This is a genomic window from Anaerococcus octavius, from assembly GCF_900445265.1.
Classification (GTDB): Bacteria; Bacillota; Clostridia; order Tissierellales; family Peptoniphilaceae; genus Anaerococcus; species Anaerococcus octavius.
On record NZ_UFTA01000002.1, the window covers coordinates 979100 to 994603 of the forward strand.

General features: G+C 30.3%; 16 protein-coding genes. 1 reads left to right on the forward strand and 15 read right to left on the reverse strand.

Going from position 1 to position 15504, the window contains the following annotated elements:
• The 9 genes from dusB to DY249_RS04990 all read right to left on the reverse strand — a co-directional run bounded on the left by dusB (nucleotide 1) and on the right by DY249_RS04990 (nucleotide 6090).
• Nucleotides 1-963 carry a tRNA dihydrouridine synthase DusB gene (gene dusB / locus DY249_RS04950; protein ID WP_115595375.1) on the reverse strand — a complete coding sequence of 321 codons (963 nt, stop codon included), beginning with the start codon at nucleotides 961-963 and terminating at the stop codon, nucleotides 1-3.
• A complete protein-coding gene (locus DY249_RS04955; protein ID WP_101540975.1) occupies nucleotides 944-1729 on the reverse strand; it encodes a type III pantothenate kinase in 786 nt (261 codons plus the stop codon). The genes dusB and DY249_RS04955 overlap by 20 nt, the downstream gene beginning before the upstream one ends.
• Nucleotides 1730-1802: 73 nt before the next feature.
• On the reverse strand, nucleotides 1803-2300 hold the full coding sequence (locus DY249_RS04960) for a DUF5673 domain-containing protein (protein ID WP_101540973.1): 498 nt from the start codon (nucleotides 2298-2300) through the stop codon (nucleotides 1803-1805).
• Between the two features lie 35 nt (nucleotides 2301-2335).
• Nucleotides 2336-2890 (reverse strand): hypoxanthine phosphoribosyltransferase, encoded by a 555-nt coding sequence (gene hpt, locus DY249_RS04965; RefSeq protein ID WP_101540972.1) that lies wholly within the window; start codon nucleotides 2888-2890, stop codon nucleotides 2336-2338.
• Nucleotides 2883-4244, reverse strand: a complete 1362-nt coding sequence (gene tilS, locus DY249_RS04970; RefSeq protein WP_115595376.1) for a tRNA lysidine(34) synthetase TilS — start codon at nucleotides 4242-4244, stop codon at nucleotides 2883-2885. Before tilS ends, hpt begins: the two co-directional genes overlap by 8 nt.
• The gene (locus tag DY249_RS04975; protein ID WP_115595377.1) at nucleotides 4231-4608 is read right to left on the reverse strand and encodes a septum formation initiator family protein; all 378 of its coding nucleotides are present in this window, start codon (nucleotides 4606-4608) and stop codon (nucleotides 4231-4233) included. Before DY249_RS04975 ends, tilS begins: the two co-directional genes overlap by 14 nt.
• The gene (locus DY249_RS04980) at nucleotides 4601-4846 is read right to left on the reverse strand and encodes an RNA-binding S4 domain-containing protein (RefSeq protein ID WP_115595378.1); all 246 of its coding nucleotides are present in this window, start codon (nucleotides 4844-4846) and stop codon (nucleotides 4601-4603) included. The genes DY249_RS04975 and DY249_RS04980 overlap by 8 nt, the downstream gene beginning before the upstream one ends.
• Before the next feature lie 86 nt (nucleotides 4847-4932).
• Nucleotides 4933-5742, reverse strand: coding sequence for a YsnF/AvaK domain-containing protein (locus tag DY249_RS04985; protein ID WP_115595379.1), 810 nt, complete (start codon nucleotides 5740-5742; stop codon nucleotides 4933-4935).
• Between the two features lie 120 nt (nucleotides 5743-5862).
• Nucleotides 5863-6090, reverse strand: coding sequence for a DUF2382 domain-containing protein (locus DY249_RS04990; protein ID WP_115595380.1), 228 nt, complete (start codon nucleotides 6088-6090; stop codon nucleotides 5863-5865).
• A gap of 70 nt (nucleotides 6091-6160) precedes the next feature.
• On the opposite strand from DY249_RS04990, the gene DY249_RS04995 reads away from it, so the two are divergent.
• Nucleotides 6161-7195 (forward strand): DNA polymerase IV, encoded by a 1035-nt coding sequence (locus DY249_RS04995; protein WP_115595381.1) that lies wholly within the window; start codon nucleotides 6161-6163, stop codon nucleotides 7193-7195.
• Between the two features lie 178 nt (nucleotides 7196-7373).
• Here DY249_RS04995 and DY249_RS05000 read toward each other — a convergent pair whose 3' ends face one another.
• From DY249_RS05000 to rpsO, 6 genes are all read right to left on the reverse strand, one after another.
• Entirely contained in the window at nucleotides 7374-8930 is a 1557-nt protein-coding gene (locus DY249_RS05000) for an IS1182 family transposase (RefSeq protein WP_115595382.1), read from the reverse strand.
• 82 nt (nucleotides 8931-9012) lie between these two features.
• Entirely contained in the window at nucleotides 9013-10062 is a 1050-nt protein-coding gene (recA, locus tag DY249_RS05005) for a recombinase RecA (RefSeq protein ID WP_101540824.1), read from the reverse strand.
• Between the two features lie 9 nt (nucleotides 10063-10071).
• The gene (gene pgsA / locus DY249_RS05010; RefSeq protein WP_115595383.1) at nucleotides 10072-10602 is read right to left on the reverse strand and encodes a CDP-diacylglycerol--glycerol-3-phosphate 3-phosphatidyltransferase; all 531 of its coding nucleotides are present in this window, start codon (nucleotides 10600-10602) and stop codon (nucleotides 10072-10074) included.
• Nucleotide 10603: 1 nt separating this feature from the next.
• Nucleotides 10604-12913, reverse strand: a complete 2310-nt coding sequence (locus tag DY249_RS05015) for an FtsK/SpoIIIE family DNA translocase (RefSeq protein ID WP_115595384.1) — start codon at nucleotides 12911-12913, stop codon at nucleotides 10604-10606.
• An 82-nt stretch (nucleotides 12914-12995) separates the two neighbouring features.
• Complete coding sequence (locus tag DY249_RS05020; RefSeq protein WP_115595385.1) at nucleotides 12996-15158, reverse strand: polyribonucleotide nucleotidyltransferase; 2163 nt, start codon at nucleotides 15156-15158, stop codon at nucleotides 12996-12998.
• Nucleotides 15159-15201: 43 nt separating this feature from the next.
• On the reverse strand, nucleotides 15202-15468 hold the full coding sequence (gene rpsO / locus DY249_RS05025; protein WP_101540831.1) for a 30S ribosomal protein S15: 267 nt from the start codon (nucleotides 15466-15468) through the stop codon (nucleotides 15202-15204).
• Between the last annotated feature and the right edge of the window lie 36 nt (nucleotides 15469-15504).

A 15504-nucleotide genomic window follows, 5' to 3' on the forward strand; every position in this document is an offset into this window, starting at 1 on the left:
TCATCCCTCTAAAACATTTTTATATTCATCTAATAAATCAAATATTTCTTCTTTGGTTTTTAATTTATTAACTTGATCTCGAACTTTACTTGAGTCCGGTAAGCCTTTAATATACCAGCCTACATGCTTTCTCATTTGATTTACAACTAATTTTTCATCTTTAAATTCTAAAGATAGTGCATATTGCTCTTTAATTTGATCAACTATTTCACTAGGAGTTACCTTTGTATAGGAGCCAGTTTCTAAATAATCTTTAATATATTTAAATAAAAACGGATTGCCCATAGCTCCTCTAGCTAACATGACACCATCTGCATTTGTTGTATTTATGATATTTACAAAATCTTTAACTGAAAAAACATCTCCATTTGCAATTACAGGTATAGTTAGAGCTTCTTTTAATTTTCTGATATCATTCCAATTTGCATTTCCGCTATAGTGTTGATCGCGAGTTCTTCCATGTAGGATTACATAATCTACACCATTATCCTCGCAAATCTTTCCTATTTCAACAAAATTCTTATTTTGCTCATCAACACCTAAGCGAAATTTTACATTTATCTTTTTATCAGTAGATTTCACTAGAGTTTTGGTAATCTTATCAACTAAGTCTACTTCTTTCATAAGTGCTGATCCTTCTCCATTTTTGTATATCTTTGGAGCAGGACATCCCATATTAAAACTTAGATCAGTAATGTTTTTGACTGGATTGATTTTTTCTTTTATTGCTCTTTCAATTTTTTCTGGATCTCTACCAAAAATCTGTATATTTGCATGCTTTTCTTTCGGTGATATATATATAATATCATCGGTCTGTTTATTATCATATACCAAGGCATTTACACTTGCCATTTCAGAAAATGTTTTATCAGCTCCATATTTTTCGCAAATTATTCTAAAAGCTGCATCTGTCACTCCTGCTAGTGGAGCCAGCATAATTTCTTTATTTTTTAATTCTGTCATAAATAATTTTTAATCCGTCTAACATCAAATCCGGTTCAATGCATTTAATATATTTTGACTCATTTGAAATTAATTCAGAATATCCGCCAGTTGCAACTACTTTTATATCACTTTTAATATCATGATTGTTTATAAGTTCATCTTCAATCTGACTAATTAGTCCATCAATTAATGCAATATATCCATATACTATACCAGCATTCATGCTCTCAGGAGTTGTTCTTGCAATTGCCGTTGTTGGATTTCTAAGCTCTATTTTTGGCAATTGAGCTGTCATTCCAAAAAGTCCATCTTGGGCAATGCGTATACCTGGTGCTATAGACCCACCTAAGTATTTACCATTTTCTGTAATTACATCAAATGTAATGGCAGTACCCATATCTATAATTATCGCAGGACCACCATACTTATAAAATGTAGCAACTGCATTTACAATCCTATCAGCTCCAACATCTTTTGGTGATTCATAATCATTTATTATGCCAGTATCTGTTTTATAATCGATAATTATAGGATCTTTATCAAATAGTTTTCGATTACAAGATTGCCAAGCATACATTATATCAGGTACAACTGATGAAATAATTGTATCATCAATCCATTCTTTTTTAATTTCATGAATTGTAAACATATTAAAAAGGGTAGCTACTAATTCATCGCTGGTGCGTTTTAAATTTGTAGCCACTCTATATCTGAATTCTAATTTATCTTTGTTGAAAACACCAAGCACTGTGTTGGTATTTCCTACATCTACTACTAGCAGCATCGTATCTCCCTTTAAGGTTATTGTAAATCAAATTTAACTCTTATATAATACGATTTTTTTTTGCTTTATTCAACTATTTTCCAAGTTTATATTTTCTTATTAGATTATTTACTTTTATAATATCATCATCTTTTACTTTAGTTGCCTCATTTGAGTTTTGTCTATCTTTTTTTACTTGCATAACAAAATCATTTTTTTCTTTATCAAAACCCCATTTTTTTAATTCTTTGTAAGTATAAAAATTGGAGTTTATAAGAATTCCATTTTCTGCAACATATAATTTATTTTGTTGCGATAAGGCAAATACAAATGATAAGATAACCATAACTATTGACATCATAATAGCATTTTTATTGTTATTTTTTATACCAGCTACTAGGTTAAATATTCCTGTTGCTAGCAAAAATGCTAGTAACACCCATTCAAATGTAGTTGATGGTCTATCAAACTGATTTACTTCTCCTGCTAATAGCTTTTTATTTTTTTGTGCTTTGATAAGCCTATATGCAAAAAACACTATAATAGCTATATACATTATCAAAACAAAATTATCTAAATTTTTACCTTCCATAATAACTCCTTATTTAAAAAATAGGCCAAAGCGACCTATTTTTCGTAAACTTCTCTTTTTAATACACCGATATATGGCAAGTTTCTCAATCTTTGGTCATAGTCAAGGCCAAATCCTACAACAAACTCATTTGGTATTTTAAAACCATACCAATCAGGTTTGATTTCTACTTCTCTTCTTTCAGGCTTATCAAGTAATGTTATGATTTTTATATCTTTTGGATCTCTTTTTTGTAAATTATTTTTAAGTTTCAATAATGTATGTCCAGTATCTATTATATCTTCAACTATTAATACATTTTTATCTGTTATATCAGTATCCAAATCTTTTAAAATTTTGACATTTCCACTACTTTCAGTCCCACTTTCATAAGAAGAAACAGCCATAAATTCTAGATTAGTATCAACTTTTATATATTTTGCAAGCTCTGCCATAAACATTACAGATCCCTTTAAAATAGCTACCATTATAAGGGTATCTTCATCTTTATAATGTTCATTTATATATGAAGCAAGTTTTTTTATTCTAAGATTTAAACTTTCTTCATCAATCAAAACTTTTTCTATAATTTCATTTGTATCACTAATCATTTGCTACCTCAATTTTCAAAATATTTTTTGTACCTTTATCCACTTTAAATTCTTCTGATATTCTATATCCTGCCACCCAAATTATTTTATTATCTGACAAAATCAAGGGGACTTCATCCCTTGTATTTTTATCTACTTTTTCATCTATAAAGAAATCTTTTACTTTTTTGCTATGTTTCATTCCCAAAGGATAAAATCTATCCCCATTTTTTCTTGTTCTTATAAATAAGGGAAATAATAGCTTATCCATATCAAAATATCCAACATTTTTCGACTTATTTGTCTTTTCTGAGACTTTTGATGTTTTTATATTTTTGCCATTAAAAATAATTTCTTCATTCAAATTGATCTTACATATGCTAGGACTATCTTTTTTACCAACTATGAGTTCCAAATCATAGCTTTTATAATTTTTAGTAAAAATAATATCATCTTTAATAATTTTTTTGCCAGTTTCAAGTTTTTCTAAGCTTAAAAATTTATTAATATTGATCCTAGAGAAATCTTTTATATTTCCCTTTAATTTATTAATGGCTATTCTTAAGACTCTAGATTTTTTAGCATCTGAAATAAGCTCAAACTTTTTTCTATCAAATTTAATTCTATAAGCACCTTCACTAATAGTAATGTCCCCATAAATTTCTTCTATAATTTCATCAATAATTTCTAAATCATTCTTTATATTATTCGATAGATTAAAAAAATTTGAAATAGCATTATAATTTATTTCAGAAAGCCTTGGAAAAATTTCATTCCTTATATAATTTCTGCTATAATCATTTTCTAGATTTGTAGCATCTATTGCATATTCAATATTATTTTCATCTAAATATTTTAAAATTTCTGACTTTTCAAAAGACAAAATAGGCCTAATTATTTTTCCATTTTTGTAATCCATAGCAGATAGCCCATCAAGTCCAGTACCACGAATCATTCGAAAAAGCATGGTTTCGGCTTGATCATTCATATTATGAGCAACTGCAATTTTTGCATCATCATATTTGTCTGCAAGATTATAAAAAAAATCATACCTTAGCCTACGACCAGCATCTTCTGCAGATATTTTATTATTTTTGGCAAATTCGTCCATACTTGCTCTTTTTACTTTTACTTCCAGACCTAATTTTTCTCCAGTAGATATCAACAGATTTTCATCATTTGATGCTTCTTTTCTATGTAAGTGATTTAGATGGGCTAGTATAATTTTTAGATTGTATTCTTCTTTTATTTGATTAAAAAGATAAACTAAAAACTGACTATCTGGTCCACCACTGGCACCAATAATTATAGTATCATTTTTTTCTAAAAGATTATATGTTTTTATATTGAATAAAAATCTATCAATTATCGTCATTACTTATTTCTTTATCTACTGATTCTTGTTCTGATTCTTTATTTGCTTCTGCCTTTTTTTGATCATTTTCTTTTTTATCAGAGTTTTTAACCATTCCAAGTCTCTCTTGAGCTACTTTTTCCTTGAACTGGTCAGTATTTCTTATCTCATAATCATTTTCTAAGCTGGTTATTTCTTTATTTACATCATCTAGTTTTTTTTGTGTAGATTTGATTTCTGTATTTAAGTTATTTATTTCAGCATTCATAATCCTATTTAATAATATATAGGAAATAGATGATATGAGTAGTATAAGAAATATACTTAACAGAAATCTTCTATTTTTTGCTTTTCTTCTCTTTTTATAAGAATTTCCTCTAACCATCTATAGCCTCATACATTTCTTCTGCAGTCGACTTTTTAGCTCCATCTATAAGATTTGTAACTTTTACTTTCAAATTACTTTTACCAAAAGTCACTTCAATTATATCTCCCACATTTACTAGAGAACCTGGCTTTGCTGTATTTCCATTTATCAAAACCCTACCATTTTCACAGGCTTCTTTTGCTACTTGTCTACGTTTTATTATTCTTGAATTTTTTAAAAACTTATCTATTCTCATAGCTTAATTTTACTATAAGAGTAGCATTATAGCTAGCTAAAAAAACAAAAGCCCAGGCTAAACCTGGGCTTGATGATTTTATCTTATTATAGGTGATCTTCGTCTGAATCTACTTCTTTTACGTCACCAGATTCAACTACATCTAATTTTTCTTTTCTTACAGTATCAGATACTTTTTGGTTTTCTGTAACTGTTTCAGTATTTACATCTACTTCTTCTGTTACATATGCTTCTTTGTCTACTGATACTTTTTCTTCGTGAATTGGAATTCTGATTTCATCAGCAGTTTCATCAAAGTTATATCCATCAACTGCATCGCCTTCTACTGCATGTCTTTCTACAGTTACTCTTTCTTTTTCAACTGGTACATCAATTTCTTGAGTTTCTGTTACAACGTCTTTTTTAAGTCCGATTTCACCAGTTTGAACTTTTTCTTTATTTACTCTTAGTCTTTCTTCGTGAAGTTTGATTTTATCTAATTTAGATAAGTCATCTCTTTGAAGAATATCATCATCAATATAATCTTTTCTTTGATCGTAAGCTGTATCTACGTATTCTGGATCATCTAAGAATCCATCTCTTTCGATAGCTAATACATAGTTTCCATTTTCAACTGCTGCTAAAGCATCGTCAGAAACAGTTCTATCAAATCCAAAGTCTCCAAAGTAAGCTGGATCTAAATCTTCGCCTGTATAATAAGCATAAATCCCGTTATAGTCTGGATCTAATGTGTCTCTATTTGCTCTATCGGAAATTCCGTAATATCTTAAATTATCATTATCAAATTCATTAGCTGAAATAACTTCTAATTCGCTATCGCTAAATCCTTGAGATCTAAGTTGATCAATTCTTGCTAAAAGTTCATCTTCTGTTCTAAATGTTTCAAAATTTGCCATTATAATCTCCTTTTTATTTCTAGACTTACTGTCTAATTTGTTCTAGTAGCTATATACCCCCTAGATATTTTTATTAAACATAAATATTAAAATATTTCAAAGTTTTACAATAATTTATATTTATTGTTCAATATCATCATAATTTAATTTACTATCATCAACTGTCATTATTTCTTTTCTAATTGGCACTCTAATAGTTTGCATTTCTATATATTTTTCACGTTTAATGACAATTTCTTCTACAACTTTTTTTTCTTTTCTAATCCTTACTCTTTCCTCGTGAAGTGGAATAGTAATGGTTTTACCGTTTTTTAATCTTTCTAAATAATCTTCATTTAAATCATCCATATAAAATCATCCTTTCACGCTTTTCATATATATACCCACTAATTTAAAGTATAGTGACATAGGTGATAAGATGAATAATATTTTGCATATTGATTGTGATGCTTTTTATGCTTCTTGCGAAGAAATCAGAAATCCAAAACTAAAAACTTATCCTTTAGCTGTAGGTGGTCTATCTAATAAATCAATTATTACAACCGCAAATTATAAAGCTAGAGAATATGGTTTACATTCTGCTATGCCCGTTTTTATGGCAAAAGAATTATGTCCAAACTTGGTATTAGTTCCAGTTGACCATCCTTATTATAGAAAAAAATCTATAGAAGTTTTTAAAATAATAAAAAAATACTCTAACAATTTTGAACAAGTTTCTATAGATGAAGCTTATTTAGAAATTAATAACAAAGATCCCTTATCTCTTGCAAAAAATATCCAAGATGAGGTTTATATAAATACACAAATAAATGTATCTATAGGTATTTCTTATAATAAGTTTCTGGCAAAGTTAGCCAGTGATTGGAATAAACCACACGGTATTAAAGAAATAAAAAAATCAGATGTACCTGATCTTTTATTAGATTTAGATATTAAAAAAATTCACGGTCTGGGCAAGCACGGCGTAGAAAAGTTAAAAAATATTGGAATATATACTATATCAGATTTATTAAGACTGAATGAAGATTTTTTAATTGATCTATTCGGCAAACATGGCTCATATATTTATTGGGTAATCAGAGGTGAGGATGATAGAGAAATAAATCCTAGCAGAATTAGAAAATCTCTAGGTAGAGAAAGAACTTTTAAAAATAATACTAATGATATAAATATTTTAAATAATTATTTAAAAGAAATTTCGAAAAAAATACAAGAAGACTTAGTAATCAAAGATCTACAAGGTAAAACTGTTAATATCAAATTAAAAAATAGTGATTTTAAAATAATAACTAGAGCTATAACTCTCCAAGAACCCATTTACAAAAAAGAAGATATTTACTTAGCTGCTAGTGAACTTTTAAATGAAGCTTATAATGATGAATATATAAGACTAATTGGTATTTCTATTTCAAAATTATCTAGCAGAAATAGCAATCAATTATCATTTTTATAATTAAAAAAAGGTGGTGTTGCAGAATAGGTAAATCTATTCTGCTCATTACCTTTTTTCGTGTATATTGGTATCAAGCCATTAAATTCTGTATCTTTCTTTAATATGAAAATGAATTTATCCACATTTTTCATAAAAATAGGCTCAATTAATACAGCTAAGATTTTTAATATTTTTTTTCTTAAGCAGCTTTGTATTTTATGAGTTCTAAATTCTTGTTTTCTATTTTGGATGCCAGTTTATTTAGGTTTAGTGCCATTGATAAGAGGCATATTTCACTTATTATATTTGATTTTCCTCTATGGTGGAATCTGTTGTATTTTAGTCCTGATTTTATTTTGGAAAATGCTCCTTCGGCTTGGATTGATCTATTTATTCTTTCTTCTATTCCTTGGTCTGAGCTTATATTTTCTAAGGATTCTTTCCTATATTTTTGAAAGATTTCTGCTATGTAGATTCCTTTGGTCTTCTGACCATCTTTGTTCCAGTTAAAGCATCTGTATACTTTGCTGGTTGTTGTGTATCCGCTTTTTCTTTTTCTGTATCTATCAGTGCACCTTATGAATTCTTTGCCTTCTTTTGATATGTATTTGTCTGATGTTTTATCATATCTTAGACTATTTCTGAATTCTTCTTTTTTATACTTTCTAGTTTTTAATTGTTCGTAGTTGGATGGTTTTATGTATGATAAGAGCTTGTTTTCTGCAAGAAAAACATAATTTTCTTCGCTTTCATATCCTGAATCTGCTACTATCTTGTTTAGTTTGTCGGGGTGGTTTTTGAGTAATTTATTTAGAAATGGTTTTAAGGTGTACATATCGGATGGATGGTGGGATACATTTTCTCCTATGATGAAGCCTGAGGAACTTGCTAGTTGGATGTTGTAGGCTGGTTTTAATTGACCATTTTTCATATGATCTTCTTTCATTCTCATGAAGGTTGCATCATGGTCTGTTTTTGAGTAGGAGTTTCTGTGCTCTCCCATTATTTCTATATGTTTTTGATAGCTTTCTAGTTTGTTCTTCCAATCTTTGAGCTTTTCATAGTCTCGTTGGAGTTGGTGTTTTCTTTTTCCTTGTCCATGTACAAAGTTTATTTTATTTTCTGTACATTCTGTACTTATCTGATTGAATGCTATTCTTACTACTGCTAATACCTGTGATGGTGTTAGTTCTCTATTTAAATTAAAGTGCTTTATTATTTTTACTCTTAGTTTCTTTTGCCATTTTTCAATGCTTCCTCGCCACACGAAACTATATCTATTGGCGTAGGCTTCTATTTTTGTTCCATCTATGTAGATGCTTGATAAGTCTATTTGATTTTCTTCTATTAGTATTTGAATCATTTGGTTTAACAAGTTTGGTGCTAGTTCTACGATTTTTTGTCTAAATCTGTTTATTGTACTATGATCTGGTGGATTTTCTCCATCTAAAAGGTATTTTATCCTCAAATCATATTTGCATGATTTTTCTATATTTCTTGATGAGAATATTCCTTCTGAGTAGCAAAATATTATTATTTGTAGCATTGTTACTGGGTTTACTGTAGGTTTTCTTCCTAATGATGAGTAGACTTTTTTTATTTCAGATAAATCCATCCTTTCGATTATATTTTTTACAAGCCTTAACTTAACATCATCTTTGACATATATTTCAGTGTCAAAATTCATTTTTAATTGAATAGTATCATTAACTAGCGTAAAATTAGTTAATGATGATGTATTTTTAACGGTTTTCATAAATACATTGTATCAGAAAAAGACGAGGATTTCAGTTTCCTCGTCTTTTTTCTATATTAGGACTTTTGCAACAGCCCCTTTTTTATTCAGTATCTAAACTTTGTTGACCATCTTTTTCATCTTCAAAAAGATCGCCATCTTCCTCTTCGCTTCTAAGAGTAGATCTAATTTTTCCTTCTATTTCATTCATTATGTCTCGATTTTCTTCTAGATATGTTTTTACATTTTCACGACCTTGTCCAAGTTTTTCACCATCATAGGAGAACCAAGAGCCTGCTTTATCAACTATATCCATTTCTACCGCAGTATCTAATATAACTCCTGATTTAGAAATGCCTGTTCCATACATAATATCAAATTCTACCACCTTAAATGGAGGTGCAACTTTATTTTTTACAACCTTTACTCTTGTACGTGAACCGATAGAATTATCTCCTTCAGTAATGGTCTTTATTCTACGAATATCAAGTCTTACTGAAGAATAAAATTTAAGGGCACGTCCACCAGTTGTTGTTTCTGGAGAACCAAACATTACACCAACCTTTTCTCTTAATTGGTTAATAAATACTACTGTTGTGTTTGATTTTGCAATTACACCTGTAAGTCTTCTTAAAGCTTGGCTCATAAGTCTTGCTTGTAAACCTACGTGGCTATCTCCCATTTCTCCTTCAATTTCTGCTCTTGGAACTAGGGCAGCTACTGAGTCAATAATTATTAAATCTACTGCACCAGAACGTACTAGAGATTCTGCAATATCTAATCCTTGTTCTCCTGTATCAGGTTGTGAAAGAATTAAATTATCTATGTCAACACCCAAATTTCTAGCATACTCTGCATCCATAGCATGTTCTGCATCTATAAATGCACACATATTTCCTTCTTTTTGGTCTTCTGCAATCATATGAAGCGCAAGAGTTGTTTTACCAGATGATTCAGGTCCAAATATTTCTATTACTCTTCCTCTTGGAATACCACCAATACCTAAAGCAATATCAAGGTTAATAGCACCTGTTGGTATAGCTGATACAGATACTTTTGGGGCTTCCCCCATTTTCATGATTGAACCTTTACCATATTTTTTTTCTATATTTTTAAAGGCTTGATCTAAAGCTTTTTGTTTATCATTATCCATAATTATCTCCTAAATATTTTCTAAATCTAGTATTTCTTTATTCTTTACTATATAATCTATACCTGATATCAATGTTAAAATAACTGCTATATAAAATATATAAATCCCTACAATATTTAATGCATCGTGAGCAGAAAGTAAACACACAAGAGCTGTCATTTGACTAAAAGTTTTTGCCTTTCCCCATTTACTTGCAGCAATAGTAACTCCTTGGTCTGCAGCTAGAGTTCTAAATCCTGTGATAGTAAGTTCTCTTGCAATTATAATAATTACTGCCCAGCCTGGTATTATTAAATCTTCTACCAAAACTAAAAATGCAGCCATTGTAAGTAATTTATCTACTAAAGGGTCTACAAACTTACCAAAAGTTGTTACTAGATTGCGGCTACGAGCAAGATGCCCGTCTAAGGCATCTGTAAGGGATGCTATTATAAAAATAATAGCAGCAACATCATAACTCCTTCTATAAAAATAATATGACCAAACAAATACTGGAATTAAAATCAGTCTTGATAATGTAACTTTATTAGCTATATTCATTTTATTCTCCTTCAATATAAGTTCTATCTACTAAAACTTTTCTTGGCTTACTACCTTCATAAGGTCCTACTACACCTTTTGCTTCAAGCTGATCAATTATTCTACCAGCTCTAGCATAACCTACTCTTAATTTTCTTTGTAAAAGTGAAACAGATGCTGTATTTTCTTCGATTATTATGCGTGTTGCTTCATCTATTAATTCATCTTCATCATCTACTTCTTTTACTTGAGAATTTTCTTCTACTGTTTCTATAGCCTCTTTGTTATAATTTGCCTGGGTCTCCTTTTTGATATAGTCGACTACATTTAAAACTTCACTATCAGATACAAAGGCTCCTTGGATTCTAAGTGGCTTCATTGAATCGCTAGATGCATAAAGCATGTCTCCTTTTCCTAAAAGTTTTTCTGCTCCTGATACATCAAGTATTGTTCTAGAATCAGTTTGACTTGTAACTGCAAATGAAATCCTTGATGGAATGTTTGCTTTTATTGTACCTGTAATAACATCAACTGTTGGTCTTTGAGTTGCTATTACTAAATGTATACCACAAGCTCTGGATTTTTGAGCTAGTCGCATAATATAATCTTCCACTTCACTAGCTGCAGTCATCATAAGGTCTGCAAGCTCATCTATAATTACTACTATATATGGTAAATTTTCCATAGATTCATCAGATTTTGCTGCTTTTTTATAACCTTCTATATCACGAACATGGTATTTTTGAAAGGCCTTATATCTTTTTTCCATTTCAGAAATAGCCCAAAATAATGAGGAACTAGCTTTTTTAGGATCAGTTATAACAGGCATAATTAAATGCGGAATCCCATTATAGACAGAAAGTTCTACTACTTTCGGGTCAATCATTAAAAGTTTTACTTCATCTGGTGAATGTTTGTATAAGATACTCATTATTATTGTGTTTATACAAACAGATTTACCAGAACCAGTAGCACCTGAGACTAATAAATGGGGCATTTTTTCAATGCCAGATACAACAGGATCTCCTGCTATAGATTTGCCCATAGCAAAGGGGATTTTTGACTTAGCATTTGCAAACTTGCTAGTAGATATTATCTCCTTAAATCCAACTATTTCCTTGCTATCATTTGGTACTTCTATCCCTACATGGCTTTTACCAGGAATAGGTGCTAATATTCTAATCCCACTTGTTGCAAGTGATAAAGCCAAATCATCTGCAAGATTTAATATCTTACTTACCTTTACCCCTCTTTGTGGTTTTAATTCATAGCAAGTTACTGTTGGTCCTACATCGATTTGTACAACTTTTGCTTCTATACCAAAACTTTCTAGAGTTTCTTCTATAGCTACTGCTTTTTCTTTAATTTCGCCTTCATCAATTGATCCAGCATCTGACCTATCTTCTAATAGGTCTATTGGTGGATAATTGTAATTATCAAAATCTTTTTTGAAAGACTCATCAATATCTTTCATTTCAATTTGTTTTGACTTATAACTTCTTACTTCTATATCTCCATCTTTGGAAAAATCATATGTTTGAATTGGTTTTCTTTTAGGTTTTTCAGTTTTTTCTTCGTGGACAAGATTTTTTGGCTCTGAATTAGATTTAGGCAGGTCTTCTTCTAAAGTTGGTCCTAAATCTTTGTTATCATTAGGAATTTCTACTTTCTCTACTTTGGAGTTTTGCTTATTATCTAAATTGGTATTTCCTTTTTCTTTAAGGCTAGTAAATAAACTTGAAATTTTACTTCCTATAAATACTAGCATATCACTAACCTTTATAAAAAATTCTCCATAAGTTAGAGGGCTTATCCCAATTACAAACAAGAATATAGCTATGCCAAATAATAGATCTAAGCCTAAAGTTCCTAAAAAGTTTACTATGTAGTAGGCAAAAAATCCGCCCATCATACCGCCAGAATTCTTTGCATTTAAAATATTATGGTCTATTGTCCAATTTAAATCATTTCTAACATATGCTTTGGACATAAATGCAAGAGTAGTTATAAAAAGTAAATATAAAAGCAAAAAGTTTTTAATATTATCTTTATATTTATCTCTATAAGCAAAAAGAAAACTTACAAATACTATAAGTGGGAAAAATAGTGCTAACTTACCAAAGATATTAGTAAATCCATTAGTTACTGCATTTCCAAGTTTGCCTGTATTTGAAGAAAATATAAATATAAATAAAAATAAGGATAGACCCATCATCACAAGAGAAAATATATTGAAATTAAAAGTCCATTCCCTCTTTTTTTTAGCTTTATTTCTGGGAGCTTTACTTGTAGATTTTTTTCTTATTCTATTGTCATTTTTACTATTTGTCATAATCTACCTCATTATAAATTATATTATATCAAGGCTAAAAAATAAACTGCCATATCATGGCAGCTTATTTATTAAATTTCTATTACTTATTTCTTGGATCTTCATCAGCAGGCCAAGCTTCTGCTTTTGAATTATTTTTGTAATCTTCTTTGTCTTCTCTTTCTGGTTTTTCTAAAAGAGCTTTTCTTGAAAGATTAATTCTTCCTTGCCTATCTATTTCTGTAACTTTTACTTTTACTTCATCACCAACAGAAAGTACATCTTCTACCTTATCAGTTCTTGTATGATCTATTTGTGAAATGTGTAGTAACCCTTCTTTTCCTATGGCAATTTCTACAAAGGCACCGAAATTCATAATTTTAGTAACTTTTCCTGTATAAACATCTCCAACTTGAGGATCAGTTACAATTGAATGGATCATTTCGATTGCTTTTTTACCACTTGCTCCATCAGTTGATGCAACTGTAATATGTCCATCATCTTCTGTTTCTATAGTTACGCCTGTTTCATCAATTATTTTATTAATTGTTTTTCCACCTGAACCTATTACATCACGAACTTTTTCTGGATCTATATCAATTGTAAATAATCTTGGTGCGTAATCGGATATATCTTCTCTTGGTTTTTCAATAGTTGCTTCTATAAGATCTAAAATTTGCATTCTAGCTTCTTTTGCATTAGCAAGTGATTCTTCTAAAACTTCACGAGTTATCCCGGAAATCTTCATATCCATTTGTAAAGCTGTTATGCCATCACGAGTTCCGGCAACTTTAAAGTCCATATCTCCTAAGTGATCTTCTAGACCTTGGATATCTGTAAGAATAGAAATTGAATCTTCTTCTTTGATAAGTCCCATTGCTATACCTGCAACTGGTTTTTTAATTGGCACACCTGCATCCATTAGTGAAAGTGTAGATCCACAAATTGATGCTTGTGAACTAGATCCATTTGAACTTAAAACTTCTGATACAACTCTAATTGTATATGGGAAGTCGCTTGCATCTGGCAGTACTGGTACTAAAGCTCTTTCTGCTAAATGACCGTGGCCAATTTCACGACGACCTGGCGCACGTAGTGGTTTTACATCCCCTACACTAAATGGTGGGAAATTATATTGGTGCATATATCTTTTTTGAATTTCTTCACGATTAAGTCCATCGATTATTTGAACATCAGCTGGTGAACCTAGAGTAGTTACTGATAAAACTTGTGTTTGACCACGTTTAAATAAACCTGATCCATGTACTCTTGGTAAAAGTCCGGCTTCAGCTGAAAGTGGTCTGATTTCTTTTAAATCACGACCGTCTGGTCTAATTTTATCAATAGAAATCATACGACGAACTTCTTTTTTCATGATATCATCAATCACTCTATGAATTTCGTCTTCACTTTCAGGATAGTCTTCTAAATATTTTTCTTTAGCAGCTTCTTCTATGTTAAATATAGCTTCACCACGTTCCATTTTATCTGTAGTTCTAATTGATGATTTAATATCTTCGGCAAAATCAGAAGTGATTTTTTCTTCTAATTCAGATGCTACCACTACTTCTACTAGATTTTTTTCTTTGCCTACCTCATTAATAATATCTTGGATAAAGTCAGAAATATGTCCAATTTCCTCATGAGCAAGTAGCATAGCTTCTAGCATTTGTGCTTCATTTAGCTCATTTGCACCTGCTTCAACCATATTTATAGCATCTTTACTACCTGCAACTGTTAAATCAAGTTCAGATTTTTTTCTTTGTTCTTCATTTGGAAAAACAACAAAGTCACCATCCACATATCCAATAGAAACTGCTGCAACTGGTCCATCGAAAGGTATATCAGATGTACCTAGGGCAATGCTTGCTCCTATTGTGGATAGGCAATCTGGTAAATGATCTTCATCCATAGATAGTACTGTAGCAATAACTTGCACATCATTGTAATAATTTTCTGGGAAAAGTGGGCGCAAAGGTCTATCCATTTGGCGAGAAATAAGGGTTGCTTCATCGGATGCTTTACCTTCTCTTTTTAAAAAACCTCCTGGGATTTTTCCTACTGCGTATAATTTTTCCTGAAAATCACAAATTAGCGGAAAAAAGTCTATGCCCTCTCTTGGTTTTTCACTAGCTACTGCAGTTACTAAAAGAGAAGTGTCCCCACTTTTTATGTAACATTCGCCATTAGCCTGTTCTGCAAATTTTCCTATCGTTACATCAAGCTCATAGCCATGATTTGATGTGTAAATATAATTTTTCTCCATCTTTTCTCCTAATAAATAAGGCGGGATAATACCCCGCCGTTCTCTAACCTCTGATGCCTACTTTTTCAATAATAGCTCTATATCTTTCGATATCGTTGGCTTTTAAGTAGTTTAATAAACCTTTTCTACGTCTAATCATTTTGAAAAGTCCTCTTCTTGAAGAGTGATCTTTTGGATTAGCTTTTAAATGTTCTGTTAATTCTTTAATTTTATAGCTTAAAATAGCTATTTGTACTTCTGGAGAACCTGTATCTCCTTCTCCTAATTGATATTCTTTGATTAGTTCTGTCTTTTTTTCTTGTGTTAACATAATTTTCCTCCTAAATATTTATATATGCCTTTGACC

Bases quoted from the DNA above. Each gene is read 5' to 3' on its own strand.
- DY249_RS04990 (WP_115595380.1), bottom strand. From the start codon at position 6,090: ATGGATGATTTAAATGAAGATTATTTAGAAAGATTAAAAAACGGTAAA.
- rpsO (WP_101540831.1), bottom strand. From the start codon at position 15,468: ATGTTAACACAAGAAAAAAAGACAGAACTAATCAAAGAATATCAATTA.
- DY249_RS04985 (WP_115595379.1), bottom strand. From the start codon at position 5,742: ATGGCAAATTTTGAAACATTTAGAACAGAAGATGAACTTTTAGCAAGA.
- DY249_RS04975 (WP_115595377.1), bottom strand. From the start codon at position 4,608: ATGGTTAGAGGAAATTCTTATAAAAAGAGAAGAAAAGCAAAAAATAGA.
- DY249_RS04955 (WP_101540975.1), bottom strand. From the start codon at position 1,729: ATGCTGCTAGTAGTAGATGTAGGAAATACCAACACAGTGCTTGGTGTT.
- pgsA (WP_115595383.1), bottom strand. From the start codon at position 10,602: ATGAATATAGCTAATAAAGTTACATTATCAAGACTGATTTTAATTCCA.
- hpt (WP_101540972.1), bottom strand. From the start codon at position 2,890: ATGATTAGTGATACAAATGAAATTATAGAAAAAGTTTTGATTGATGAA.
- DY249_RS04995 (WP_115595381.1), top strand. From the start codon at position 6,161: ATGAATAATATTTTGCATATTGATTGTGATGCTTTTTATGCTTCTTGC.
- tilS (WP_115595376.1), bottom strand. From the start codon at position 4,244: ATGACGATAATTGATAGATTTTTATTCAATATAAAAACATATAATCTT.
- DY249_RS04980 (WP_115595378.1), bottom strand. From the start codon at position 4,846: ATGAGAATAGATAAGTTTTTAAAAAATTCAAGAATAATAAAACGTAGA.
- DY249_RS05015 (WP_115595384.1), bottom strand. From the start codon at position 12,913: ATGACAAATAGTAAAAATGACAATAGAATAAGAAAAAAATCTACAAGT.
- dusB (WP_115595375.1), bottom strand. From the start codon at position 963: ATGACAGAATTAAAAAATAAAGAAATTATGCTGGCTCCACTAGCAGGA.
- DY249_RS05000 (WP_115595382.1), bottom strand. From the start codon at position 8,930: ATGAAAACCGTTAAAAATACATCATCATTAACTAATTTTACGCTAGTT.
- DY249_RS04960 (WP_101540973.1), bottom strand. From the start codon at position 2,300: ATGGAAGGTAAAAATTTAGATAATTTTGTTTTGATAATGTATATAGCT.
- recA (WP_101540824.1), bottom strand. From the start codon at position 10,062: ATGGATAATGATAAACAAAAAGCTTTAGATCAAGCCTTTAAAAATATA.
- DY249_RS05020 (WP_115595385.1), bottom strand. From the start codon at position 15,158: ATGGAGAAAAATTATATTTACACATCAAATCATGGCTATGAGCTTGAT.